The 23,098-nt window shown below is 63.8% G+C and carries 23 protein-coding genes; 5 read left to right on the top strand and 18 right to left on the bottom strand.

Annotated features, from left to right (window positions below; genetic code table 11):
* Positions 1-61: 61 nt before the first annotated feature.
* The 6 genes from G570_RS12830 to G570_RS12855 all read right to left on the bottom strand — a co-directional run bounded on the left by G570_RS12830 (position 62) and on the right by G570_RS12855 (position 6,373).
* Positions 62-802 carry a gamma-glutamyl-gamma-aminobutyrate hydrolase family protein gene (locus G570_RS12830; protein ID WP_037503093.1) on the bottom strand — a complete coding sequence of 247 codons (741 nt, stop codon included), beginning with the start codon at positions 800-802 and terminating at the stop codon, positions 62-64.
* Positions 803-806: 4 nt separating this feature from the next.
* The gene (locus tag G570_RS12835; RefSeq protein WP_051504455.1) at positions 807-2,237 is read right to left on the bottom strand and encodes a gamma-aminobutyraldehyde dehydrogenase; all 1,431 of its coding nucleotides are present in this window, start codon (positions 2,235-2,237) and stop codon (positions 807-809) included.
* 108 nt (positions 2,238-2,345) lie between these two features.
* Positions 2,346-3,467 (bottom strand): ABC transporter ATP-binding protein, encoded by a 1,122-nt coding sequence (locus tag G570_RS12840; protein ID WP_037503094.1) that lies wholly within the window; start codon positions 3,465-3,467, stop codon positions 2,346-2,348.
* A gap of 3 nt (positions 3,468-3,470) precedes the next feature.
* Positions 3,471-4,319, bottom strand: coding sequence for an ABC transporter permease (locus G570_RS12845; RefSeq protein ID WP_037504215.1), 849 nt, complete (start codon positions 4,317-4,319; stop codon positions 3,471-3,473).
* Complete coding sequence (locus G570_RS12850; protein ID WP_245600308.1) at positions 4,319-5,194, bottom strand: ABC transporter permease; 876 nt, start codon at positions 5,192-5,194, stop codon at positions 4,319-4,321. The genes G570_RS12845 and G570_RS12850 overlap by 1 nt, the downstream gene beginning before the upstream one ends.
* A gap of 63 nt (positions 5,195-5,257) precedes the next feature.
* Positions 5,258-6,373: an ABC transporter substrate-binding protein gene (locus G570_RS12855; RefSeq protein ID WP_037503100.1), complete on the bottom strand. Its 1,116-nt coding sequence runs from the start codon at positions 6,371-6,373 to the stop codon at positions 5,258-5,260.
* Positions 6,374-6,526: 153 nt separating this feature from the next.
* On the opposite strand from G570_RS12855, the gene G570_RS12860 reads away from it, so the two are divergent.
* Positions 6,527-7,423, top strand: a complete 897-nt coding sequence (locus G570_RS12860; protein ID WP_037503102.1) for a LysR family transcriptional regulator — start codon at positions 6,527-6,529, stop codon at positions 7,421-7,423.
* Here G570_RS12860 and G570_RS12865 read toward each other — a convergent pair.
* From G570_RS12865 to G570_RS12885, 5 genes are read right to left on the bottom strand one after another with little or no spacing between them, the layout of a single operon-like run.
* A complete protein-coding gene (locus tag G570_RS12865) occupies positions 7,420-8,808 on the bottom strand; it encodes a glutamine synthetase family protein (protein WP_037503105.1) in 1,389 nt (462 codons plus the stop codon). The two genes, G570_RS12860 and G570_RS12865, sit on opposite strands and share 4 nt — an antisense overlap.
* A 3-nt stretch (positions 8,809-8,811) precedes the next feature.
* Entirely contained in the window at positions 8,812-10,158 is a 1,347-nt protein-coding gene (locus G570_RS12870) for an aspartate aminotransferase family protein (protein WP_037503108.1), read from the bottom strand.
* Positions 10,155-11,426 carry an NAD(P)/FAD-dependent oxidoreductase gene (locus G570_RS12875; RefSeq protein ID WP_037503110.1) on the bottom strand — a complete coding sequence of 424 codons (1,272 nt, stop codon included), beginning with the start codon at positions 11,424-11,426 and terminating at the stop codon, positions 10,155-10,157. Before G570_RS12875 ends, G570_RS12870 begins: the two co-directional genes overlap by 4 nt.
* 2 nt (positions 11,427-11,428) lie before the next feature.
* Positions 11,429-12,778: a glutamine synthetase family protein gene (locus G570_RS12880; RefSeq protein ID WP_037503113.1), complete on the bottom strand. Its 1,350-nt coding sequence runs from the start codon at positions 12,776-12,778 to the stop codon at positions 11,429-11,431.
* Positions 12,779-12,832: 54 nt separating this feature from the next.
* Positions 12,833-13,585, bottom strand: a complete 753-nt coding sequence (locus G570_RS12885; protein WP_051504456.1) for a TorF family putative porin — start codon at positions 13,583-13,585, stop codon at positions 12,833-12,835.
* A 218-nt stretch (positions 13,586-13,803) separates the two neighbouring features.
* Between G570_RS12885 and aptA the strand changes: the two genes are divergently transcribed.
* Positions 13,804-15,117 (top strand): omega-aminotransferase AptA, encoded by a 1,314-nt coding sequence (gene aptA / locus G570_RS12890; protein WP_037503116.1) that lies wholly within the window; start codon positions 13,804-13,806, stop codon positions 15,115-15,117.
* A gap of 11 nt (positions 15,118-15,128) precedes the next feature.
* Entirely contained in the window at positions 15,129-16,415 is a 1,287-nt protein-coding gene (gabT, locus tag G570_RS12895; RefSeq protein WP_037503119.1) for a 4-aminobutyrate--2-oxoglutarate transaminase, read from the top strand.
* On the opposite strand, the gene G570_RS12900 is transcribed toward gabT, so the two are convergent.
* From G570_RS12900 to G570_RS12915, 4 genes are all read right to left on the bottom strand, one after another.
* Positions 16,412-16,876 carry a nuclear transport factor 2 family protein gene (locus tag G570_RS12900; protein ID WP_037503122.1) on the bottom strand — a complete coding sequence of 155 codons (465 nt, stop codon included), beginning with the start codon at positions 16,874-16,876 and terminating at the stop codon, positions 16,412-16,414. The genes gabT and G570_RS12900 overlap by 4 nt on opposite strands.
* Positions 16,873-17,490: a pyridoxamine 5'-phosphate oxidase family protein gene (locus G570_RS12905; protein ID WP_037503125.1), complete on the bottom strand. Its 618-nt coding sequence runs from the start codon at positions 17,488-17,490 to the stop codon at positions 16,873-16,875. Before G570_RS12905 ends, G570_RS12900 begins: the two co-directional genes overlap by 4 nt.
* Positions 17,491-17,576: 86 nt before the next feature.
* Positions 17,577-18,545 (bottom strand): alpha/beta fold hydrolase, encoded by a 969-nt coding sequence (locus tag G570_RS12910; RefSeq protein ID WP_037504217.1) that lies wholly within the window; start codon positions 18,543-18,545, stop codon positions 17,577-17,579.
* Between the two features lie 61 nt (positions 18,546-18,606).
* Complete coding sequence (locus G570_RS12915) at positions 18,607-19,155, bottom strand: carboxymuconolactone decarboxylase family protein (protein WP_037503128.1); 549 nt, start codon at positions 19,153-19,155, stop codon at positions 18,607-18,609.
* Positions 19,156-19,270: 115 nt separating this feature from the next.
* Here G570_RS12915 and G570_RS12920 point away from each other — a divergent pair, with 115 nt between their 5' ends.
* On the top strand, positions 19,271-20,191 hold the full coding sequence (locus G570_RS12920; protein ID WP_037503131.1) for a LysR family transcriptional regulator: 921 nt from the start codon (positions 19,271-19,273) through the stop codon (positions 20,189-20,191).
* A gap of 88 nt (positions 20,192-20,279) precedes the next feature.
* Here the strand turns inward: G570_RS12920 and G570_RS12925 are convergent, their stop codons facing one another.
* Positions 20,280-20,996, bottom strand: coding sequence for an IS6 family transposase (locus tag G570_RS12925; RefSeq protein WP_037503136.1), 717 nt, complete (start codon positions 20,994-20,996; stop codon positions 20,280-20,282).
* Positions 20,997-21,106: 110 nt separating this feature from the next.
* Between G570_RS12925 and G570_RS13810 the strand changes: the two genes are divergently transcribed.
* Positions 21,107-21,703, top strand: a complete 597-nt coding sequence (locus tag G570_RS13810) for a hypothetical protein (protein ID WP_156930453.1) — start codon at positions 21,107-21,109, stop codon at positions 21,701-21,703.
* 634 nt (positions 21,704-22,337) lie between these two features.
* On the opposite strand, the gene G570_RS12940 is transcribed toward G570_RS13810, so the two are convergent.
* On the bottom strand, positions 22,338-22,610 hold the full coding sequence (locus G570_RS12940) for a hypothetical protein (protein ID WP_037503146.1): 273 nt from the start codon (positions 22,608-22,610) through the stop codon (positions 22,338-22,340).
* Complete coding sequence (locus tag G570_RS12945) at positions 22,597-22,920, bottom strand: hypothetical protein (protein WP_156930454.1); 324 nt, start codon at positions 22,918-22,920, stop codon at positions 22,597-22,599. The genes G570_RS12940 and G570_RS12945 overlap by 14 nt, the downstream gene beginning before the upstream one ends.
* Between the last annotated feature and the right edge of the window lie 178 nt (positions 22,921-23,098).

The raw sequence follows: 23,098 nt of genomic DNA on the forward strand, positions 1-23,098 counted from the left end.
TTCCGGCCCGATCAGGGCGAAAAGCCGATCCGCGCCAGGAAGCGGTTGGTGCGCGTAATCCTCATCGCTCCAGCTCCCCGCGCAGCGCCCGGCCGAGCAGTTTGAAGAAGGCCTGGCTATCTGGGTTGCGGTCGGTGTCCCATTCGGGATGCCATTGCACGGCGACCACGGGCGCGTCGTTGATGCGGGCGGAATAGGCTTCGACCAGTCCGTCGGGTGCACGCGCTTCGATGGTCAGCGGATCGGCGAGCTTGCCGATGCCCTGGTAATGCACCGAATTGACCGTCGCTTCGTCCTTCCCCAACGCGCGGGCGAGCATTCCGCCCTCGGAGAAGTGCACGGGGTGGAGATGATCGAACATCTCGTCGAATTTCGCCCCGTCGGGCGCGTGATGGCGGATCAGCTCGTCGCTGGCCGATGTGTCGCGACGCAGGCTGCCGCCAAGCGCGACATTGATTTCCTGGAAACCGCGGCAGATGCCGAAGACGGGACGCTTGAGGTCCACCATCTGGCCGACCATCGACAGCGCAATCTCGTCGCGGCTGGGGTCGAACGGGCCGTCCCCGCCCTCGTCGGCGTAACGCTTGCCCTCGACGTTCGACGGGCTGCCGGTCAGCAAGATGCCGTCGAGCCGCGGCGCGACCTCGGCGGCAGTCATCAGGTCGGGCAGCGACGGGATGATCAGCGCGGCGACATCGGCGTGGGTCATTGCCGCGCGAATATAGCGCTCCATCACCGCCTGGGCCGGTTCGACCCCGACGATGCGGTTGCAGGCAATGATCCCCAGGACGGGTCGGGTCATGATCTCAGTGCTTAATCATCACGTGGCGCGTCGTCATATAATGTTCGAGGCAGTAGATGGACAGGTCGCTGCCATAACCCGACGACTTGACCCCGCCGTGGGGCATCTCGGTGACGTTGACCGAATGGGTATTGATCCACGTCACGCCATATTCGAGCTTGGCCGAAAATTCCGCCGCCTTGCCGACGTCGCGGGTCCACACCGACGAGGCGAGGCCATAGTCGCAGTCGTTGGCCCAGTTGAGCGCCTGCGCATCGTCGGCGAATTTGGTCACCGACACGACCGGGCCGAACACTTCCTTCTGGACGATCTCGTCCTGGTGCCGCGCCCCGGCGATGAGGGTCGGCGAGTAATAGAAACCGGCGCGGTCGGGCGCCGAGCCGCCGGTGACGATTTCGGCCGGCGTATCGGCAGCGGCGCGGGCGACGAAGCCATCGACGCGGTCGCGCTGTCGGGCGGTGATCAGCGGGCCCAGCGCGGTGCCAGGGACCGAGGGATCGCCCATCTCGATCTTTTCGATCGCGGCCTGCAGGTCGGCGACCAGCCGGTCGTGGATATCGGCATGGGCGTAGATCCGGCACGCGGCGGTGCAGTCCTGCCCGGCATTGTAGAAGCCGCCCTCGGCAATCGCTTCGACCGCCGCCGCGATGTCGGCGTCGGCGAGCACGATCACCGGCGCCTTACCGCCCAGTTCGAAATGGGTCCGCTTGATGGTCGGCGCCACCGCCTCCAGAATCTTGCGGCCCGTCGCGACGTCGCCGGTCAGCGAGACCATCCGCACGCGTGGATGCTGGACCAGCCGCGCGCCGACGTTGGCGCCGTTGCCGGTGACGACGTTGACCACGCCTTCGGGCAGGAACTCGGCGCACACCTCGGCCAGCTTGAGCGCGGTCAGCGGGGTATGCTCGGACGGCTTCAACACCACCGTATTGCCCGCCGCGATGACCGGCGCGATCTTCCAGCTGGCCATCATCAGCGGATAGTTCCACGGCGCGATGCCGACGCACACGCCCAAGGGGTCGCGGCGCAACATCGAGGTGAAGCCCTGCCGATATTCGCCCGCCGGAACGCCCGGCACGGTCCGGGCCGCGCCGGCGAAGAAGCGGAACACGTCAACGGTGTTGCCGACATCGACCGCCTTGGCGGTGCCGATCGGCTTGCCGCAATTGAGCATTTCCAGCTGGGCGAATTCGTCCGCCATCTCTTCGATCCGGTCGGCGATCTTCAGCATCCTGAGCGATCGTTCCTTGGGCGGCATCTTCGACCAGATCGCGAACGCCTTTTCCGCCGCCGCGACCGATGCGTCGACCTGCGCCCGGCTGGCGCTGGCGAGGCTGGCGATTTCCTCGCCCGTCGCAGGGTTGAACACCGGCTCGGGCGCTTCGTCCCCACCGACCGAATGACCCGCAATGAACTGGCCCCGGATATCGAGCATGTCTTGGTCTCGCTATATGAGTGTCACGGTCACGCTATGCCTGCCGGCGCCGGCGCGAAAATATGAAATCAAACGGTCAGCCTATCGGAAAAGCCGATAGCGCTCGCCTCAACTCAAGAGCACGATCGGGCTGTCGGCGCGCCAGTGCATCGACACCCGGTCGTCCCACGTGAAATGATCCTGGTCGCGGCGGGAGAGGTTCGAGCGCGAAACCCGCAGCCGGGCGCCGCCGTCGAGCTGGATATCGTACAGCGTGCAATCGCCAAGATAGCTCATCCCCTTGATGACCCCGCGGGCGAAATTATGCTCGTCGGGCGCATCTTCGGCCGCCGCGCGGACCGCCTTCCCCTGCCCCGGGACGTGCAGGTAGATTTTCTCCGGCCGCAGCGCGACCCACACCTGGCTGCCATGCGCGCCGGTGACGCCATGGTTGAGGTAGACCTTGCCCAGGCCCGGGCAATCGACCGCTGCCCGGTCAGGCTCGTCGATGGTCAGCGTTCCTTCGAACATGTTCACCGAGCCCACGAAGTCGGCGACGAACCGGTTGGCGGGAAATTCGTAGAGGTCGGCCGGCGGTGCCAGCTGAGCCACTTCGCCCTTGTTCATCACCGCGACCCGGGTCGCCAGCGACAAGGCTTCATCCTGGTCGTGAGTCACCGTCACGAAGGTGATGCCGACCTTTTCCTGCAGGTCGGCGAGTTCGAACTGCATTTGCGCGCGCAGCTTGGCGTCGAGCGCCGACAAGGGCTCGTCGAGCAGCAGCACCTTTGGCCGCATGACGAGGCTGCGGGCGAGCGCGACACGCTGGCGCTGGCCGCCCGAGAGCTGGTCGGGCTTGCGTTCGCCCAGACCGTCGAGCTTCACCAGCTCGAGCGCTTCGGCCACGCGGCTGCGGATGTCGTCGCTGCCCACCCCGGCGATCTTCAAACCGTAGCCGACGTTCTGCGCGACGGTCATGTGCGGGAACACGGCGTAGGACTGGAACACCATGTTGATCGGCCGTTTGTTCGGCGGGACGTTGGCCATATCCTGCCCGTCGATCAGGATCTGCCCTTCGGTCGGCACTTCGAAACCGGCGATCATGCGCAAGAGCGTCGTCTTGCCGCAGCCCGACGGGCCGAGCAGGACGAAGAACTCGCCCGGCACGATATCCAGGCTGACATTGTCGACGGCGGTCATGTTGCCGAAGCGTTTGGTGACGTTGCGGATCGAAATGATCGGTTCGGACATGGATCAATGGCCCTGCGTCATCGCGCCCATCTGCTTTTCCATGCGCAGCGCGATCGTGGTGAGAATGACGGTGAGGAGGATCAGCAGGGTCGAGACCGCATTGACCTCCGGCGTTACCGAGAAGCGGACCATCGAATAGACCTTCACCGGGAAGGTGATGGTGTTCGGCCCGGACGTGAAGAAGGTGATGACGAAATCGTCGAGACTGAGCGTGAAGGCGAGCAGCGCCCCGGCGATCAGGCCCGGCTTCATGTGCGGCAACAGGACGTCGCGGAACGCCTGCCATTCGCCGGCACCGAGATCCTTTGCCGCCTCCTCCTGCTCGCGGTTGAAGCTGGCAAGCCGCGCCCGCACAACCATCGTCACGAACGGGAAGCAGAAGGTGATGTGCGAAATGATGATCGCACCCAGGCTCAGCGGCCAGGGCAGTTCGGTCGGATAGCCGACCTTGGCGAAGAAGATCAGCATCGCGACGCCCATGCAGATTTCCGGGACCACGATGGGCAGTGCCATCGCCCCTTCGACCGGCGCTTTTCCGGGGAAGCGGAAGCGCCACAGCATCACCGCCGCGAGCGCGCCGATGACCAGGCTGACGACCGTGCTGATCGCGGCGATGGTCAGCGAATTGCCGAGTGCTTCCATCAGACTGCCGTTATCGAGCGCCTTCTTATAATATTTGGTGGTGAAGCCCATCCAGACGATGTTGCGGCGGCTGTCGTTGAAGCTGAACGCCATCAGCGTCAGCAGCGGCGCGTAGAGGAAGAACAAGGTCAGCCCGACCCACAGGCGGAGCCAGGTTCGGCGGGTATATTCCAGCGGCGCGATCGGCGTGCGGTTGGATCGACCGAACATCATACCCGTCCTTCCGTACGCTTGGTCTTCAGCGCCTGCAGCGCGATGATGATGAAGGTCGCATACATGAGCAGGAAGGACAGCGCCGCGCCGAACGGCCAGTCGTTGGCACGCTTGAACTGGCGCTCGATGACGTTGGCGATCATCTGGCTGTCAGGCCCGCCGAGCAGGTCGGGCGTGAGGTATGCGCCGAGGGCGGGCACGAAGGTGATGATGAGGCCGGAAATGATGCCCGGCAGCGCCAGCGGGGCGACGATGTTGAGCAGGGTGCGCGTATGTCCGGCGCCCAGATCGAGGCTCGCTTCGATGAGCGATTTGTCGAGCCGGTCGAGCGCTGCATAGAGCGGCAGGACCATGAAGGGCAGGTGGACGTAGACGAGGCCCAGCACGACCGCGAAATTATTGTAGAGCAGGTGCATCGGCTCATAGGCCTGCGGCGGCCCCATGCCGACCAGCGTCATCAGCGACCCGAACTTGTCGTGCAGCCAGCCGATCGACTGGTTGGCATAGCCCTCGGTCCTCAGAACCGCCATCAACGCGTAAGTGCGCACCAGCAGGTTGGTCCAGAAGGGCAGCATGATGCCCAGCAGCAGCCAAGGTTTCCACTTGTCGGTCGCGAACACGATCGCCAGCGCGACGGGAAATCCGACGAACAGGCAGATCAACGTGGTCAGCGCGGCGACCCCGACCGACTTGGCGAAGATGGTGAGGTAAAGCGGCTCGATCGCCCGCGCATAGTTGGCGAAGGTGCCCGAGATCTTGATCTCGGTGAGCCCGGCATTAGTGCCGAAGCTGTACAGCCAGACGATCCCCATCGGGATGATGAAGAACAGTAGCAGCCATCCGATCGGTACGCTCGCGATGGTCGCGAACATGGATCGGTTCTGTTTCCAGTCCTGCATCATCCCTCCGGTCGGGGGTTCAAACCCGGGTCAGGTTCAGGCGGCGCGGATGCGGGTGAAGGCTTCTTCGTACAGCGGCTGCAGCTTTTCGTTGTACGAGGCATATTCGCACTTCGCGAGCTGGTCCGCCGGCGGGAAGATCACCGGGTTGTTCTTGTAATCGTCGGGCATCAGCGCCTTGGCCGCCGCGTTCGGCGTCGGATAGAGGATGGTCTTGCTGATTTCCGCGCCGGCCTTGGCATCGAGCAGATAGTTGATGAAGGCATGAGCGTTCTTCGGGTGCGGCGCGCCCTTGGGAATGCACAGCGTATCGCTGTTCAGCTGGCTGCCTTCCTTGGGCAGGACGAACCCGACGTCCTTGTCCTCGGTCATCAGCTGGGCGATGTCGCCATTATATTCCATCACCAGGTCGACGTCGCCCGACGCCAGCAGATCCTGGCCATTGTCTTCGTGGAAGGTTTTGATGTTGGGCTTCTGCTTGATCAGCATCGCCTCGACTTCCTTGATGATCTCCGGCGTGATCGCATTGACCGAATAGCCCTTATATTTGGCGCCGAGGCGGATGACGTCGCCCGCTTCCGACAGCAGCGCGATGCGGCCTTTATACTGGTCGCTGTCGTAAAGGACGCTCCAGCTGTCCGGCGGCGTCGCCACCTTCGACTTGCGATAACCGATCCCCAGCGTCAGCCAGGTGTAGGGCATCGAATATTTGCGGCCCGGATCGTAAGCGACGTCGACGAAGGTCGGGTCGAGATTCTTCATGTTGGGGATGAGGCTGTGGTCGAGCGGTTCGATCAGCTGCGACTGGATCATGCGTTCGACGAAGTCGTTCGACGGCACGATGACGTCGAAGCCCGGGTTGCCGGCGCGCAGCTTGGCGAACAATTCGTCGTTGGTCGCGAACAGGCTCATGTTCACATCGATGCCGCTCGCGTCCTTGAAATCCTCGAGCGTCGTTTCGCCGATGTAGGTGTCCCAGTTGTAGAAGTTGAGCTTGGGCTCTTCACCGGTCCCGGCGCCACCGCCTTTGCTTGCTTCCTTCGAGCAGGCCGCAAGGCCTCCGAAGCTGATGCCGATTGCGGCAACGCCAAGACCTTGCAACAGCGAACGGCGACCCAGTCGACGACCCATGATTTCCGGACGGTCGGTCATATGCCTGCTCTCCCCTTTGTACTTGCGACTCCTGATGGCGGAAACGCAGGCTAGGCGCTGCGTAGCGGGTCGCAAGTCTTATCGGCGTAACAAAAGCCCCTATCGCGCGACGCGCCAGTCTATTATTCAACCCGAGGGGTATCGAAAAAACCGATGAACATCACTTTCCGCCAGATTCGCTACTTCATCGCCGTCGCCGAGGCGCGGTCGGTGTCGGGCGGATCCAGTGCGGTGGGCATATCGCAATCGGCGGTGACCGACGCGATCCGCACGCTGGAACTGGAAACCGGCGTCACGTTGTTCCACCGCCATCCCAAAGGCGTGACCCTGACGCGCGAAGGCCATCAGTTCCTGCGGCACGCGCGCTCCATCATCGGCGCGATCGCCGACATGGCCGGCGGTGTCGGGCGCGACAAGGACCATACCGAAGGCAAGATTCGCATTGGTGTGACGCCGGTCGTCACCGGCTATTTCCTGTCAGACCAGATCGCCCGTTTCCACCGGCTGTTTCCCAAGATCGAGATCCAGCTGGTCGAGGACCGCCGCGCCTATATCGAACATCTGCTGGTCAACGGCGAACTCGACCTCGGCCTGTTGATGGTGTCCAATCTCGAACAGCGCGCGGCGATCGATCATGAGGTGCTGATCCGGTCTGAATGCCGCGCCTGGATGGCGCCGTCGCATGCGCTGGCCGACGTCGATGGACTGGCGCTAGCGGACCTTGAGAACGAACCGATTGTGGCGCTAGCGCTCGACGAGCTCGACGGCCTCGTCGACGGCATCTGGTCCAAGTTCGACCATCCGCCTCGCGTCGCCTATCGCACCAGTTCGATGGAAGGCGTGCGCAGCCTCGTCGGCACCGGCGCGGGCATCGCGCTGCTACCCGACCTCGTCTACCGGCCGTGGAGCCTGGAAGGCGACCGCGTGATCGCCAAGCGCACGCGTGAAACGCTGCCGACGGTCGACATCGGCATCGCCTGGCGCCGCCTCACCCGCCACAGCGAGGCGGTCAACCTGTTCATGGAAACGGTGCACCAGAACCGCCGCTAGGCGTTGTTCAAATACCAGGCGTAGTCGAGCTCGGTCACCTCGGCCATGAAGCGCGCCATCTCGACCTCTTTCACCGTGCAATAGTGGGTGACGAAACGGTCGCCGAGATAGTCGCGCAGCGTGGCGCTATTCTTGAACGCCTCGATCGCCGCGGCCCAATGGTTGGGCAGGCGCGTGTCCTTGGGTGCCTGTTCATAGCCGTTGCCGACGATGGCGGGGCCGGGATCGATCTTGTTCACCATGCCATGGTGCATCGCCGCCAATACCGCCGCGACGGCTAGGTAGGGATTGGCGTCGGCGCCGCACACGCGATGCTCGACATGGCGTGACGGCGGCGGACCCGCCGGCACCCGCAAGCTGACTGTGCGATTGTTGACCCCCCAGGTCGGCGCGACGGGTGCATAGCTGTTGGCCTTGAAACGGCGGAAGCTGTTCGCGTTGGGCGCGAAGATCGCCATGCTGTCGGCGAGCAGCGCCTTCATCCCGCCGATGGCATTGCGGAGCAGCGGTGAGCCTTCGGGATCGTCGCTGGCGAACGCATTATTACCGTCCTTGTCGGCCATCGATACGTGGAGGTGCATCCCGCTGCCCGCCTGCTCGGCGAAGGGCTTGGCCATGAAGCTGGCGACCATGCCATGCTTGGCCGCGACGCCCTTCACGATCCGCTTATACATGACGCCATCGTCGGCCGCGCGCATGGCGTCGGCCTTGTGGCGCAGCGTCAGTTCGAACTGGCCCGGCGCATATTCGCTGATGCCCGATTCGAGCGGGATGTTTTGCGCGTCGCAGGCGGCGTAGAGGTCGTCGAAGAAGGGCTTGAAGTCCTCCAGTTCGCGCAAGGAATAGACGTCGTTGCCATTGGGCTTCTCGCCGGTGGTGAGGCCGCGCGCGATGACGGGGCGACCGTTCTCCATTTCGAACAGATAGAATTCCAGCTCGACCGCGACGACAGGCGTCAGGCCTTCCTCCGCCAGCTTGTCGATAACCCGACCCAGCACATGGCGCGGGTCGAGGTCGTTGGGCGTACCGTCGAGTTCGTAATAGCTGGTCGTGAACTGCGCGGCATTGTCGCCCAGCCACGGCGTGCGGACCAAAGTGCCCGGAATGGGGCGGCACAGCCGGTCGGCGTCGCCGTCTTCCCAGACAAGGCCCGTCTCCTCGCAATCCTGCCCCATGATGTCGACCACCAGCACCGATCCCGGCAGGAAGCGGCCGTTTTCATAGACGCCCAGCACCTCATGCTGGCGCAGCCGCTTGCCGCGCGGGACGCCCGACATGTTGGTGAAGATGATGTCGATCGCATCGATGTCCGGATTGTCGGCGAAGAAGGCTTCGGACTCCGATCTGTCGGCGATCTTGTTCGATGCATGGGGCGGCTTGGTCATATCCTATCCGATCAGCGTCTGGAGGCATTCGTCAAGCACCTCGGCCAGCCGGTCGACCTGCTCAGGGCGGGTCGCGGGGCTGACGAGGGTCATGTTGTGGAACGGCGCGATCAGCACGCCGCGGTTGATAAGGAACAGGTGCAGCGCATGTTCGAGCGGCCCCTGCATCGCGGCGCGCGCCTCGGTGCCGTTGCGCGCGGCCTTATCCGAACAGATGAATTCGCCGCGCGATCCAATGTGGGTGACGTGCCAGTCGAGGCCGTTAGCGGCGATCACCGCCTTCACCTTCTGCGCCAGCGTTTCGGCCAGCGGCAGCATGTGCGCATAAGCGGCAGGCGTCATCACTTGCGTCAGGCAGGCGCGCATCGCAGCGAGTGCCAGCGCATTGGCCGACAGCGTCGTGCCGATGCCCGAATGGCCCGTTTCCCCTTGGGCGCGGACATGCTCCATCCGCTCGGCAACGTCGGCGGAAAAACCATAGACCGCGCACGGTACCCCGCCCGCGACCGGCTTGCCGAGCACGAACAGGTCGGGGATCGGGCCGTAGGTGCCGGTGTGACCGCCGTATCCGGTGGAGATGGTGTGGGTCTCGTCGAACACCAGCAGCGTGCCGTGGCGGGTGCAAAGCTCGCGCGCCGCTTCGAGATAGCCATCGTCGGGCAGCACCATGCCGACATTGGTCATCGCCGGTTCCATCAGCAGGCAGGCGACGTCGCCCGGCGCGAGCGCGGCTTCGAGCGCGGCGAGGTCGTTGAATTCGATCACCCGCGTATGCTCGCGCACGTCATAGACCTGCCCGACCAGGCTGCGGCGGAGCATGGGCACGCCGTCGCGCAGGTCGACGAACACATCATCGACCGCGCCATGGTAGCAGCCGTTGAAGATCAGGATCTGGTCGCGCCCCGTGATCCCGCGGCACCAGCGGATCACCGCGCGGTTGGCCTCACTCGCGCTCGACGTCACTTGCCAGAAAGGCAGCTTAAAGCGCTTCGCCAATTCGTCAGCGACCACCACCGCGTCGTCGGTCGGCAGCATATAAGTGAGGCCGCGCGAGGCTTGGCGAGCGATCGCGTCGGCGACCGGCGCGGGCGAATGGCCGAACATCGACCCGGTATCGCCCAGGCAAAAATCGTCAAAGCGGTGCCCGTCGACATCCCACAGCTCCGCGCCTTCCGCCCGCTCCGCGAACAGCGGGAACGGCGTGCCCCAATCGAGCATCCAGTGGAACGGGACGCCGCGATGCCAATGGTTCGCGGCCTTGGCGGCCAGCGCGGCGCTGTTCGGATTGCGCTGGGCGAACAGCGCGCGCTCGGCCGTCAGCATGGCGTCGATCGATGCGGGCGAAATCATAGGCGGTCCTTCAGCGCGAACCATAGCATGCCCGCGACGTAGAGCGGATGGCGCAGCAACGGCCCTCCTGGAAAGGGCTTGTTCGGCAGCGACGCGAACAGGTCGAAACGCTCCGCCGTCCCGCGCATCGCACCGGCGATCAGTTCGCCCGCCAAGGTCGTCAGCAGCACGCCATGTCCTGACCAGCCATGTGCGAAGAAGCTGTTCCCGATGCGGCCGAAGTGCGGCAGCCGGTTCATCGTCACGCCGACGAGACCGCCCCAGGCATAGTCGATCTTGACCCCTTCCAGTTGCGGGAACACGCCTTCCAGATACGGCCGGACGAACCCCGCAACGTCGTGCGGCGGGCGCGGCGAATATTTCTCGCCGCCGCCGAAGATCAGGCGGTGGTCGCCACTCGGCCGGTAATAGTTGAGCACGAACTTGCTGTCCGACACCGCCGCGCCCGTTGGAAACAGCGTCTTTATCCGAGCCTCGCCCAACGGTTCGGTCGCGACATTGTAATTGGCGACCGGCATCGTCATCCGCGCCAGCTCGGGCGAGATCGATTCCATGAAGGCGTCGCAGGCGAGCACCGCATATTTCGCGGTCACCGTGCCGCGCTCAGTCTCGGCCCTAACCGGCGTCCCATGGTCTACCCTAAGGACTGGCGTGCACTCGTGGATTTCGACCCCGGCTGCCAATGAGGCCTTGGCCAGCCCCAGCGCATAGTTGAGCGGATGGAGATGGCCGCCATTCCGGTCATACAGACCGCCATGGTAGCGATCGCTGGCGACGTGCGCGCCGACATCGGCCCGCTCGACGATCTCGGCGCCTTCAAAGTCGACCAGGCGTTCGAGGATCGCCAATTCACGCCGCATCTCGTCGAGGTGCGCGGGCTTCGCCGCAGCCTGGAAATGGCCGACGCGATGGTCGCATTCGATGCCGTGCAGCGCAATCCGGCCGCGCACGCGGTCAACCGCCGAATTGGCAAGGCGAAGCAATTGCCGGGCGCGATCCTCGCCTAATTTGTCGACCAGATCGGGCGCACCCCAGCGAAGCCCCGGGATCATCTGTCCGCCGTTGCGCCCCGACGCGCCCCAGCCGATGCGATGCGCTTCGAGCAGGATCACCTTGAAGCCGGCTTCCGCCGCGTGAAGCGCCGCCGACAGTCCGGTGAACCCGCCGCCGATCACCACCACGTCGGTCGATCGATCGCCCGTAAGGGCCGGTTGCGGCGGAAAAGGATTGGCGGTCGCCGCATAAAGCGACGGCGCGTGGGCGGCCATGGCTACACCTTCAGCAGAAGATGTTCGCGCTCCCACGAGCTGATGACCGACTGGTAGGCGTAAAGCTCGGCTTCCTTGATCGCGTAGAAAACGTCGAAGAAATCCTCGCCCAGCTGCTGCTTCACCGGCTTGCAGTTGCGGAAGCGGTCGAGCGCCCCTTCCAGGGTTCGCGGCAGGGTGCGCGCGCGGTTGTAGGCGTTGCCGGCGATGCTCTTGGGCGGCTGCATCCGCTCGATCATGCCGACATAGCCGCAGATCAGCGACGTCGCTATCGCCAGATAGGGGTTGGCGTCTGCCCCGGCGAGCCGGTTTTCGACGCGGCGGTTGGCGGGGTCCGATACCGGGATACGGATACCGCAGCTGCGGTTGTCGGAACCCCATTGGACGTTGACCGGCGCCGACGTGTCGGGCCGCATCCGGCGGTAGCTGTTGACGTTAGGTGCGAACAGCGGGGTCACTTGCGGCAACAGGCGGACCAGCCCGGCGATATGGCTGCGGAACAGCGCACTGTCGCGGCCATTGGGGGTGGAAAAGACGTTGCGGCCATTGTCGGCGTCGACGATCGACTGGTGGATATGCATCGCGCTGCCCGGCTGGTCCGACATCGGCTTGGCCAGGAAGGTGGCATAGACGCCATGGTCGAGCGCAACCTGGCGCACGATCCGCTTGAACAGCAGCACTTCATCGGCCAGCGCCAGCGGATCGCCGTGGAGGAAATTCACCTCCAGCTGCGCCGCGCCCGATTCATGGATCATCGTGTCGATGTTGAGGTTCGCGCGCTCGCAGAAATCATAGATATGCTCGATGATGTCCTCGAACTCGCCGAGCGCTTCGAGGCCGAACGGCTGGCTCGCCGTTTCGGCGCGGCCCGAACGTCCGGTCGGCGGCACCAGCGGGAAATCGGGGTCGAGATTCTTCGAAACGAGGTAGAATTCCAGCTCCGGCGCGATGACCGGCTTCCACCCCTTCTTGGCGTAAAGCGCCAAAACGGACTTCAATACCTCGCGCGGCGCGATGCGGACCGGCGTGCCATCGGCCTTGATGGCGTCGGCGATGACATAGGCGGTCGGCGTCGTGTAACCCGGCGCTTCGCGGATCGTCGAAGGATCGGGGACCAGCATATAGTCCGGATCGAAATCCGGAACGATGTCGTCCACGCCGTCGGGATATTCGCCCATGACGGTGACGATGAACACGCTGCTGGGAATCCTCAGCGTGCGGTCTGCGAAGCTCTTGATGAACTTGTTGGCCGGCAGCACCTTGCCGCGCTGGATCCCGTTCATGTCCGGGATGATGCATTCGACCTCGGCGATGCCGCGTTCGTTGATCCAGGCTGCTAGGTCGATACTCATGGGAAGATCCTTACGCTGCGGACGGCGTTTCCGCCATCCGCAGCGCCGGTGTCATTAGAAGCCGAAGGTCAGCCGGCCGACGAACGTCGCCTTGCCGAGCGGCGTGAACGCGCGCGCGGTGTCGACATAGTCGAGCGTCGCGGTGAAGCCCTTGCCGAGGTCGACGTCCGCGCCGACCAGCCAGTCGCGCTTCTTGTCGGCGAAGGCGCCGTCTTCGAGGCCGAAGCTGGCGTGCAACGTCACCGGCGAATCCTTGATCGGCATTTCGCCCGACACATAATAGTATCGGTTGGATGTGTTGCCGATATTGTCCTGGCTGGGCGCGAAGGCCGCACCGACGCGAACCTCGCCCTCGCCGATCGAATAGCCCGCCGAGGCGTATAATTCGAAATAGTTGAAGTCGCCGTTGCCCGGGTAAAGATAATAGACCCCGCCGACGTCGAAGTTGATCGGACCCGCATCGCCCGACCAGCCGGCCGACAGGTCGAGTTCGGCCTCGTCCGCCTTGCCGTCATCCAGATCGACGTTCGACACCCAGGCGACGCCATAGAAGCCGGATTTGTGCGACACCGACAGTTCACCGGTCACTTCCGGGTCCTTGCCCGACAGCGAGATGCCGCGGAAACGGTAATCGGTGTGGACGCCGACCTCGGCGTCGATTTCCCACGGACCGGTCGATTCTTCGTCGGCCGCCGCGGTTTCGACCGCCTGTGGCTGGCTGGCCGGTGCGGCGTCCTGCGCCTCGGCAGCCGTGGCGATCATCGAAAGAGGCAGTAAGGCGGCAGTCGCCAGCAATCCGAACTTCATGTCGTCACCCCCATTGTCTCCGGCACCGACGGCGTGAAGCCCTCCACGCTGTCGCGGTGCGCCTGTGACAGCATCATGACGGCTAATCCCGAAACCGCTAGGAGAATAAATCACGCATATGGCTATCGGCTTTTCCGATAGCGGCGTTGGCCCGCTTTCGAATAGCGATGGCCCGCATGGTTGATTAGGTTCGCGCCCAGCAAACGCCAAGGAGCGACATGGCCCCGTCCAACGACCTTTCCAACTTCTGGATGCCCTTTACCGACAACCGCGGGTTCAAGGCGCACCCGCGCCAGTTCGTGGCGGCCAAGGAGATGCATTATGTCGCCGCCGACGGGCATCAGGTGCTCGACGCGACCGGCGGCCTGTGGTGCTGCAATGCCGGGCATGGCCGCGACCAGATCGTCGAGGCGGTGCGGCAGGCCGCTGGCGAGCTCGACTATGGCCCGACCTTCCAGCTCGCCCACCCCCGCGCCTTCGAAGCGGCGTCGGCCATCGCCGGGATTATGCCCGACGGGCTCAACCGCATCTTCTTCACCAACAGCGGGTCGGAATCGGTCGATACCGCCTTGAAGATCGCGCTCGCCTACCAGCGAGCGCGGGGACAAGGCAGCCGCACCCGCCTGATCGGGCGCGAGCGTGGCTACCATGGCGTGGGCTTCGGCGGCATCTCCGTTGGCGGGATCGTCAACAATCGCCGCCAGTTCGGCACATTGCTGGCGGGCGTCGACCATTTGCGTCACACCCACGACCTTTCCCGCAACGCCTTCAGCCGGGGCCTTCCCCAACATGGCGCAGAGCTTGCCGACGACCTGGAGCGGATCGTCGCGCTGCATGGCGCCGACACCATCGCCGCGGTCATCGTCGAGCCGGTGGCGGGATCGACCGGGGTGCTGATCCCGCCGGTCGGCTACCTCAAGCGCCTGCGCGAACTGTGCGACAAGCATGACATCTTGCTGATCTTCGACGAGGTCATCACCGGCTTCGGCCGCGTTGGCACGGCGACTGCGTCGGAACGCTTCGGCGTCACCCCCGACATGATCACCATGGCCAAGGGCCTGACCAACGCCGCGGTGCCGATGGGCGCGGTCGCGGCCAAGCGTCACATCTACGACACCATTGTGGACAACGCCCCGGCGGGCATCGAACTGTTCCATGGCTACACCTATTCTGGCCATCCGCTGGCCGCCGCCGCCGCCGTTGCCTCGATCGACCTCTACCGGGAGGAAGGGCTGTTCCAGCGGGCGATCGAGCTTGAGGACTATTGGGCAGACGCGGTCCACGCACTGCGCGGCAAGCCGCACGTCATCGACTGCCGCAACATCGGCCTCATCGGCGGGATCGAGTTGGAGCCCCGCCCCGGCGCGCCGACCAGGCGGGCGATGGAGCTGTTCCACAAGGCGTTCGACGCCGGGCTGCTGATCCGCGTCACCGGCGACATCATCGCGCTGTCGCCGCCGCTGATCCTCGAAAAGAGCCACATCGACGAGATTTTCGGCAAGCTCGGCGACCTGCTCGCCACCATCGACTAAGGACAGAAGCCATGGCGACCAACGCAGACTGGCAGGCGCGGCGCGAGGCGGCGGTGCCGCGCGGCGTGTCGACCATGCACCCGCGCTTCATCGAGCGCGCCCGGAACGCCGAAATGTGGGACGTCGAGGGCAAGCGCTACATCGACTTCGCCAGCGGCATCGCGGTGCTCAACACCGGCCACAACCACCCCAGGGTGATCGACGCGGTGAAGCGGCAGATGGACGCCTTCAGCCACACCTCGTTCCAGGTGAATCCCTACAAGCCTTATGTCGAACTGGCCGAACGGCTGAACGCCATCTCGCCGACCGGCCAGCCGTCGAAGACCATCTTCGTCACCACCGGCGCCGAGGCGGTCGAGAATGCGGTGAAGATTGCTCGTGCCCATACCAAGCGAAAGGCGATCATCGCCTTCAAGGGCGGCTTCCATGGCCGTACGATGATGGGCATGGCGCTGACCGGAAAGGTGCAGCCCTATAAGGCCGGCTTCGGCCCCTTCCCCGGCGATGTGTGGCACGTCCCCTTCCCCATCGCCTACCATGGCGTCAGCGAGGCGATGAGCCTTGACGCGCTGGATTCGCTGTTCAAGGCCGACGTCGACCCCGCCGATGTCGCCGCGATCATCCTTGAACCGGTGCAGGGTGAAGGCGGCTTCTACCAGGCGCCTGCCCGTTTCCTGCAATCGCTCCGGTCGCTCTGCGACATGCATGGCATGCTGCTGATCGCCGACGAGATCCAGTCGGGCTTTGCTCGCACCGGCCGTATGTTCGGCATCGAGCATAGCGGCGTCCGCCCCGACCTCATCACCATCGCCAAGTCGATGGCGGGCGGCTTCGCCATCGCCGGGGTGACGGGCCGCGCCGACATCATGGACGCCGCCAATCCGGGCGGGCTCGGCGGCACCTATGGCGGGCCGCCGATGGCCTGCGCGGCGGGCCTCGCAGTGCTCGACGTGATCGAGGAAGAAGGACTTTGCGCCCGCGCCGACGCGATCGGGACGGAGATCAAGGAACGGCTGGAGGGCTTGAAGCGGCAGAACTCGCTCGACTGTATCGGCGATGTTCGTGGCCCGGGCGCGATGATCGCACTGGAACTGGTCAAGGGCGGCAACGCCGACGCGCCCGATCCCGACCTCACCCGCCAGCTCGTGCTCGATTGTGCCGATGACGGGCTGATCCTGTTGAGCTGCGGCATCCGCGGCAACGTCATCCGCTTCCTGTGCCCGCTGACCATCGGCGATGCGCTGCTCGACGAAGGCCTCGATATCCTGACCCGCAACCTCACCCGCCTCGCGGGCTAAAGGCCAAGGTCGCTCAGGCCCGGGTGGTCGTCGGGACGTCGCCCGAGTGGCCAGTGAAACAGCCGCTCCTCCTCACGTATCGGCATTTCGTTGATGCTGGCGATGCGCCGCTCCATCAGGCCGTCCTCGGCGAACTGCCAATTCTCGTTGCCATAGGCGCGATGCCATTGTCCGCTGTCGTCGCGATATTCGTAGGCGAAGCGGACAGCGATGCGGTTACCGGCATAGGTCCACAATTCCTTGATCAGCCGATAGTCCAACTCGCGCCGCCACTTGCCGGCAAGGAAGGCTTCGATTTCCGCGCGGCCCGTCGGGAAGTCGACCCGGTTCCGCCAAGCGCAATCCTCGGTGTAGGCCAGCGCGACCCGCGCCGGATCGCGGCTGTTCCAGCCGTCTTCGGCGGCGCGGACCTTCTGCTTTGCCGTCTCCTCGGTGAAGGGCGGCAGCGGCGGGCGGCTCACTTCGTTTCTCCATATTTGGCGCGCAGCTCGGCCAGTTCGCTCTTCAGTCGCTCGATCTCCTCGTCACGCTCGGCAAGCGCTGAGGACACGAGGTCGGCGTCGAACTTGACCGGAATATGCTGCGGGCAATTGATGTCCCAGGCGGCGATTTCGAACAGGATCGCCGCTTCGGGGCGCGCCTTGTAATCGTCGGGCATCAGCCGCGCGATCAGGTCGGCATCATGGCTGAAGCGGGCCCGCCCCCAGACCTTGATCCGCGCCTTGCGCGCATAGTCCATCAGGAACAGGAAGGCCTTGTCATTGTCGCGCAGGTTGCCGTCGGACACATATTGGCGATTGCCACTGTAGTCCGCGAAGCCCAGCGTCCGCTCGTCGATCACGCGGATGAAGCCGCGCGGGCCGCCACGGTGCTGGATATAGGGCTGGCCGTCGGCATTGACGGTGCCGAGATAGGCGGTGTTGGTCGCGGCGAGCATGGCGATCAGCCGCTCGTCGATCTCCGTGCGGAACCCGCCGCCGGCTTCCATCCGGGCATAGGCCTCGCGCGATCCGCGCTCCTGCTGCAGCGCCTTGACGGTCGGGGTGAAGGCGATGTCGCTGCTGGGCTGGGGCATGGTGGGCTCCTTCTACTCGCTCTGTATCACAGATGATGGCGGGGTGCCCGGACGCCGGGAGGGCCAGCGGCGTCCGGGCTGGGGGGCTATTTGACCTTGCGGCCCATGAAGTCGCGGATGTGACCCGCGATTTCGCCCGCCTTGGTCTCGAGCGCGAAGTGACCCGCGTCGATCAGGTGGATTTCCGCCTTGGGCAGGTCCTGCTTGAACGCCTCTGCGCCGGCGAGGGTGAAGATCGGGTCATTCTTGCCCCACACTACCAGCGTTGGAACCTGGTGCTTGCGGAACGCCTCGTGGAAGGTCGGATAAAGGTCGACGTTGGTCTGGTAATTGGCGAACAGGTCGAGCTGAATCTCGCGATTGCCGGGTCGGTCGAGGATCGCCTGGTCATTCTCGATCGCGTCCGGATTGACGAGGTCGGCAGGCACGCCTTCGCTATACTGGAAGGTCGTGATCTGGCGGGTGAGAAAAGCTGCCGCGCCTTCGCGGGTTTCGGCATTGTCCTTGGCCCACAGCGCCTTGATCGGCGCCCACAGCGGCGACAGGCCCGATTCATAGGCGTTGCCGTTCTGGACGATCATCGCGGTGACCCGCTCAGGTTGGCGCGAGACGAAGCGCAGGCCGATCGGCGCGCCATAATCCTGGATGTAGACCGCGAACTTGTCGACGCCGACGGTGCGGGTGAACTTGTCGACCGTCTGATAGAGATTGTCGAAGGTGTAGGCATAGTCGGCCGGTGTCGGCTGGCTCGAATGGCCGAAACCCGGATAGTCCGGCGCGACGACATGATATTTGTCGGCCAGCAGCGGAATGAGGTCGCGGAACATGTGGCTCGACGACGGGAAGCCGTGGAGCAGGAGGATCGTCGGCTTCTTCGGGTCGCCCGCTTCACGGTAGAAGATGTCGAGCCCATCGACTTTGACGGTGCGATAATGGATCGGCGTCGCGGGGATCGAATAATGGGCATTGGCGGCCGGCGACGTTGGCGCCGCGGCGGCAGGCGAAGCGATGACGGCAGCGCTGGCCAGCAGCGGCAGAATGAACGTGCGGATCATGGGAAGTTCCTTGCGATCGTGGGGGTAACCGGCGGCGGTGATCGCCGCCGATCGGGGAAGCTCAGGCGGCCTGGCGAGCGTCGACACGGGGGAAGTCGATCTCGGTCTTCAACGCCTCGTTGACGTAGTTGGTGAAGACGTTGAGCGCGACATGGCCGACGATTTCGAGCACTTCGCCATCCGAGTAGCCGGCGTCGCGCAGAGCGGCGATGTCGCCATCGTCGATCTGCCCGCGCTGCGTCGCGACCTTGGCGGCGAAGCGCACCGCGGCATCGGCAACCGGGTCGTTCGAAGCGCCCGAACGGTTGGCGGTGATTTCGGCGGCATCCAGCTTGGCGAGGTTGAGGCCGATGTAGGTGTGGGCCGACAGGCAATAATTGCAGCCGTTCACCTCGGCGACGGCCAGCGCGATGCGTTCGCGGGTGGCCGGGGCGAGCTTGCCTCTGCCGAGCGCACCGGAAAAGCCGAGATAGGCTTCGAGCGTCGCAGGGCTGTTGGCGATGAGGCGAAACATGTTGGGGACGGTGCCAAGCCGCTTCTGCACGCCGGCCAGCAGGGGCTGGGCAGCGGCGGGGGCCTGGTCGACGGTCGGGGTCGGGATACGGGACATGCGTTGGGTTCCTTCATTGACGGACGGTGTTGCCGTGCCGTCGATCTAGGCCCTTCCAAATCCCGTGATTAGACGGTAGTTCTGCAATCCACCCTTCCATAAAATGGAAAGACTAGTGGACCGGTTCGAAGCGATGCGAACGTTGTTGGCCGCAGTCGACGGGGGCAGCCTGTCGGCCGCGTCGCGCGCGCTTCATGTTCCGCTGGCGACGGTCAGTCGGCGCGTGTCGGACCTTGAGGCCCGGCTTGGCGCGCAGCTGCTCGTCCGCACCAGCCGCCGCCTTCAGCTGACCGAAGAGGGCGCAGCCTATATCGCCGCCGCGCGCCGCATCCTCGACGAACTGGACGAAGCCGAACGGACGGTGTCGGGAGAGTATCGCGCCCCGCGCGGAGAACTGGCGGTGACGGCGCCGATCATGTTCGGAAAGCTCCACGTCGCGCCGATCGTCCATGACTTCCTTGCCGCCTATCCCGACGTCAGCGTCCGGCTGATCCTGCTGGATGGGGTCATCGACATCGTCGAGGCGCATATCGACCTGGCGCTGCGGATCGGACACCTGCCCGACTCCGCGCTGGTCGCGCGGCGCCTGGGTGAGGTGCGCTGGATGTTTTGCGCCAATCCCGACTATCTCGACCGCCGGGGTACGCCGGCGCACCCGGCCGAGCTCGCGGACCACAGCTGCATCGCGTTCGAAGGCCTGCAGCGATACCGCGACTGGCCCTATGCCGATGGTGGCCAGACCAAGACTGTGTCGATCAAGTCGCGTTTTTCGGTCAACACGGCCGACGCTGTGGTTGGAGCGGCCGCGGCTGGCCTCGGTGTTGCGCGGATCATGTCCTACCAGGCGGCTCAGACGATCGTCAGCGGCGCAACCCGTCCGATCCTCGACGAATATTGGCCGGCAGCGATGCCGGTTCACCTGCTCTATGGCGCCCGCCAGCAGCAACCGCTGAAGCTGCGCGCATTCCTCGATTTCGTGACGCCGCGCCTGCAGGCGCGACTGGCCGAGATCGGCGCAGGCTGCGGCCTCGCTTGAGGCGTTGTCGGTATAGTTGGTGGCGGTGCTGTCAGACTAACTCGCACTATTCTCTGTTTGGACAGGGCTCGGTCTTTGAGGAGCGGGTTCAGCCCATGAGCGACTGCCACTCGGCCAAGGCCGTCGAGCGGAGTTGCTTGTAGGTCTGTCGGTCGATGAGGTGGCGTTCGGTATTGAAGTGGTTGTGCACGTTGGCATGGACGGAGGCGAACTTCTGTAATGTCTTCATCCTTCGAAACCTCAGCATCGATCGTTCCCGTCGTCGGAATGAGAGGTGGCTGTTCTCCACCCGGTTGTTGGCCCAGCGGCCGATCTCCTGTTTGCTAGTATTGCCGAGCTCGGTCATGGCCGCTCGGTAGGAACGGAGGCCGTCGGTGGTGACGACTTCGGGTCGGCCATAGCGCTTCATCGTCTTCTTCATGACCGTCAGCGCGGCTGCCTTGTCGCGGGTCTCAGTGACAAAGCTTTCGAGGATCTCGCCCTCATGATCGACCGCGCGCCACAGGTAGTGGGTCTCGCCATTGATCTTCACGACCATCTCGTCGAGGTGCCAGCGCCACTGCCGAAAGCCGCGCATTTGGCTGGCCCGCTGGCGGCGGATATCCGCAGCGAACATCGGGCCGAAGCGGTTCCACCAATAGCGCACCGTCTCATGGGCAATGTCGATACCACGTTCGTGCAGCAGGTCTTCGACGTTCCTTAAGGACAGTGGGTATTTCACATACATCATCACCGCCAAGCGGATCACCTCCGGCGAGGTCTTGAAATAGCGAAACGGTGAAGCGGGTACGCGGGGACGAGCCATGGCCCTGCTCTACTCAGCGATCCTTACCGGTTGGTGCATTTGTTCTGACAGAGCCTGCTAGCTGTGAAGTCGTAGGTTCAGTTGCGGAGGCCGAAGATCGAATTGGCACAATGACCCGCGGTCCAGAGAATGTTTTCACCGGATGGGTGAGGAAGGCGAAGACAAAATCAGGTGAAAGGGCACCTTCGGAAAAACCGAAAACTGCTGGAAAAGTTGAAAAAGCGGTTACTCCCATTAGCCCTACCGCGGCCGAGATCGCAGCGGAAAAACACCGCGCCGTTGAAGAACGCAACCGAGCGGCTCGAGCGCAGTATGAAGCCGATCTCGCCGAGCAGCGGCGTAAAGTCGATGAATTCAATCGCCTCACAGCGGAAATGAATCGCAAGAAGGCAGAACAGCAGGCTGCCGCACAACAAGCGCTTGATAGCCATGCAGCGCAAATGGCGAGGCATCAGCATGAAGTGAGCGACTACAAAGGCAAGCTCGCCCAGCAGGGTAATGAAGCGCCGGGATCGGGCGGTCTGCGCCAGGTAACGTCCGCGATCGTGGACAGCCGGGAAGCAGCGATGGCGGCCTTGATGAGGCTGCCTGTGGGTTCGTTGACTAACGTCCAATGCGGCGAGGTAAAAATGTACTCGCCGCCCAAATGGACCTGCTGGGGCTTTTATCAGTCCGACACGAAGCCCTCAGACGCCAGCGCTCAGTAACTTCGCCGCCTAAGGTATGCTTTGCATCGAAACTTGCCGTAGCTTCGGTCTAAAAGCCTGGAGGCAACAAGCGGCCTATTCCTGCCACTAGCGGTTCAAGGTTGCGCGGCGGCAGTCAATCTGGAAGCATGGTCTTATGCGTAGCCAATTTGTTTTTGCATTCGCACTCACGACCGCGGCCGTCGCATCAGCCGAAACGCTAGTTCCATCCAACATGCAGGGGACTTGGGGAAAGCACGGTCGCTGTGACGTACTCGCTGACCGGCTAACGATTACTGGTGAGAAAGCCGGTTGGGGAAAGGGGCCGTTTCAACGCGTCACATATGATACGCAGTCCGGCGCTGTGTATTGGGCTGAAGAAGGTGTAGTGGACAACTTCGTCATTGGAAGGACTCCCAATTCGCTGGTGCATAATACGCAGGGCTTCCACATGCCCGGCGAGGAAGGCTACACGCGATGCGGAGCGAGCTGGAGGCGAGTGCACTGGCCGCCTCGCTAATGGCGGCTTTCCACCCATTGCGGTCATTCGGAGGGCCCGATCGACCCGCCTCGGATGGCGGCGAACGTCTGCTATGGTGGAAAGCTGCCGTTGGTGGGCCATGCAATCGATGGTGATGGAACTCGCTACGCAAGTTTAATGTCCGGACGAGGGGTCAACCCCCATCGGCGCCTGTGCATCCCGCTCCAGTGCTGCGTCGAGCTGGGCGGGATCAAACACGAGCATTCGCGTCGATCCGGGGCTGTTTACGTAGATATAGGCTGCCGTGCGGCGATAGCCGGTGTGGCTCACCGCAAGTATCTCTTCTTCGTCGATCTCTACGTCGTAGGTGCCAGCAGGCAGTTCGCCGACATCACTGTTCAAGCTGAACGGACTGCGGAAGGTGATCGTCGACTTAGTTGTCCGCATGCGATTTGTGTCCTGCGACAATCGGCATCGAATTCCGGCTTCCGACCGGCCCGGTTGATCGCTTCGCGGCAGCAATTGCGTCTTTCAAGTTTGAATAGCGATAACCACCCCAGTCGAATACTGTCAGCTGCACCGGCACGATGCCGTAACGCTGCAACTCGTCCGGCGGAGGCGATGGAAGCGGGGCGAACGGTCCGCCTTCATTTTCCCAAACGTCGACTTGCACGTTCAGAAGTGATTGAGCTGATTTTGCGCTTGTCACTTTATCGGCCTGACGCGACGCCATCTCCTCCTTAGAAGTGAAGAACATGCGAAAGTGGCGCAGCGGGGACATGATTTCCTCAAGTAAAGGCGACAAGCAGACCCGCTGCCACGATCATCATGGTCAGCGTTGCGGGCCACATAATCTGGGCCCAGGTTGCTCGAAAGGTGTGGGGGATCATTCTTAAGATCCTTGATTACGGCGAACGGACGGAGGTTTCCCTCCG

The sequence above is a fragment of the Sphingomonas jaspsi DSM 18422 genome (assembly GCF_000585415.1).
Lineage (GTDB): Bacteria > Pseudomonadota > Alphaproteobacteria > Sphingomonadales > Sphingomonadaceae > Sphingomicrobium > Sphingomicrobium jaspsi.

Excerpts from the sequence above, each read along its gene's own strand:
- G570_RS12830 (WP_037503093.1), bottom strand. The coding sequence starts at position 802 with ATGACCCGACCCGTCCTGGGGATCATTGCCTGCAACCGCATCGTCGGG.
- G570_RS12835 (WP_051504455.1), bottom strand. The coding sequence starts at position 2,237 with ATGCTCGATATCCGGGGCCAGTTCATTGCGGGTCATTCGGTCGGTGGG.
- G570_RS12840 (WP_037503094.1), bottom strand. The coding sequence starts at position 3,467 with ATGTCCGAACCGATCATTTCGATCCGCAACGTCACCAAACGCTTCGGC.
- G570_RS12845 (WP_037504215.1), bottom strand. The coding sequence starts at position 4,319 with ATGTTCGGTCGATCCAACCGCACGCCGATCGCGCCGCTGGAATATACC.
- G570_RS12850 (WP_245600308.1), bottom strand. The coding sequence starts at position 5,194 with ATGTTCGCGACCATCGCGAGCGTACCGATCGGATGGCTGCTACTGTTC.
- G570_RS12855 (WP_037503100.1), bottom strand. The coding sequence starts at position 6,373 with ATGACCGACCGTCCGGAAATCATGGGTCGTCGACTGGGTCGCCGTTCG.
- G570_RS12860 (WP_037503102.1), top strand. The coding sequence starts at position 6,527 with ATGAACATCACTTTCCGCCAGATTCGCTACTTCATCGCCGTCGCCGAG.
- G570_RS12865 (WP_037503105.1), bottom strand. The coding sequence starts at position 8,808 with ATGACCAAGCCGCCCCATGCATCGAACAAGATCGCCGACAGATCGGAG.
- G570_RS12870 (WP_037503108.1), bottom strand. The coding sequence starts at position 10,158 with ATGATTTCGCCCGCATCGATCGACGCCATGCTGACGGCCGAGCGCGCG.
- G570_RS12875 (WP_037503110.1), bottom strand. The coding sequence starts at position 11,426 with ATGGCCGCCCACGCGCCGTCGCTTTATGCGGCGACCGCCAATCCTTTT.
- G570_RS12880 (WP_037503113.1), bottom strand. The coding sequence starts at position 12,778 with ATGAGTATCGACCTAGCAGCCTGGATCAACGAACGCGGCATCGCCGAG.
- G570_RS12885 (WP_051504456.1), bottom strand. The coding sequence starts at position 13,585 with ATGAAGTTCGGATTGCTGGCGACTGCCGCCTTACTGCCTCTTTCGATG.
- aptA (WP_037503116.1), top strand. The coding sequence starts at position 13,804 with ATGGCCCCGTCCAACGACCTTTCCAACTTCTGGATGCCCTTTACCGAC.
- gabT (WP_037503119.1), top strand. The coding sequence starts at position 15,129 with ATGGCGACCAACGCAGACTGGCAGGCGCGGCGCGAGGCGGCGGTGCCG.
- G570_RS12905 (WP_037503125.1), bottom strand. The coding sequence starts at position 17,490 with ATGCCCCAGCCCAGCAGCGACATCGCCTTCACCCCGACCGTCAAGGCG.
- G570_RS12910 (WP_037504217.1), bottom strand. The coding sequence starts at position 18,545 with ATGATCCGCACGTTCATTCTGCCGCTGCTGGCCAGCGCTGCCGTCATC.
- G570_RS12915 (WP_037503128.1), bottom strand. The coding sequence starts at position 19,155 with ATGTCCCGTATCCCGACCCCGACCGTCGACCAGGCCCCCGCCGCTGCC.
- G570_RS12925 (WP_037503136.1), bottom strand. The coding sequence starts at position 20,996 with ATGGCTCGTCCCCGCGTACCCGCTTCACCGTTTCGCTATTTCAAGACC.
- G570_RS13810 (WP_156930453.1), top strand. The coding sequence starts at position 21,107 with ATGACCCGCGGTCCAGAGAATGTTTTCACCGGATGGGTGAGGAAGGCG.
- G570_RS12940 (WP_037503146.1), bottom strand. The coding sequence starts at position 22,610 with ATGCGGACAACTAAGTCGACGATCACCTTCCGCAGTCCGTTCAGCTTG.
- G570_RS12945 (WP_156930454.1), bottom strand. The coding sequence starts at position 22,920 with ATGTTCTTCACTTCTAAGGAGGAGATGGCGTCGCGTCAGGCCGATAAA.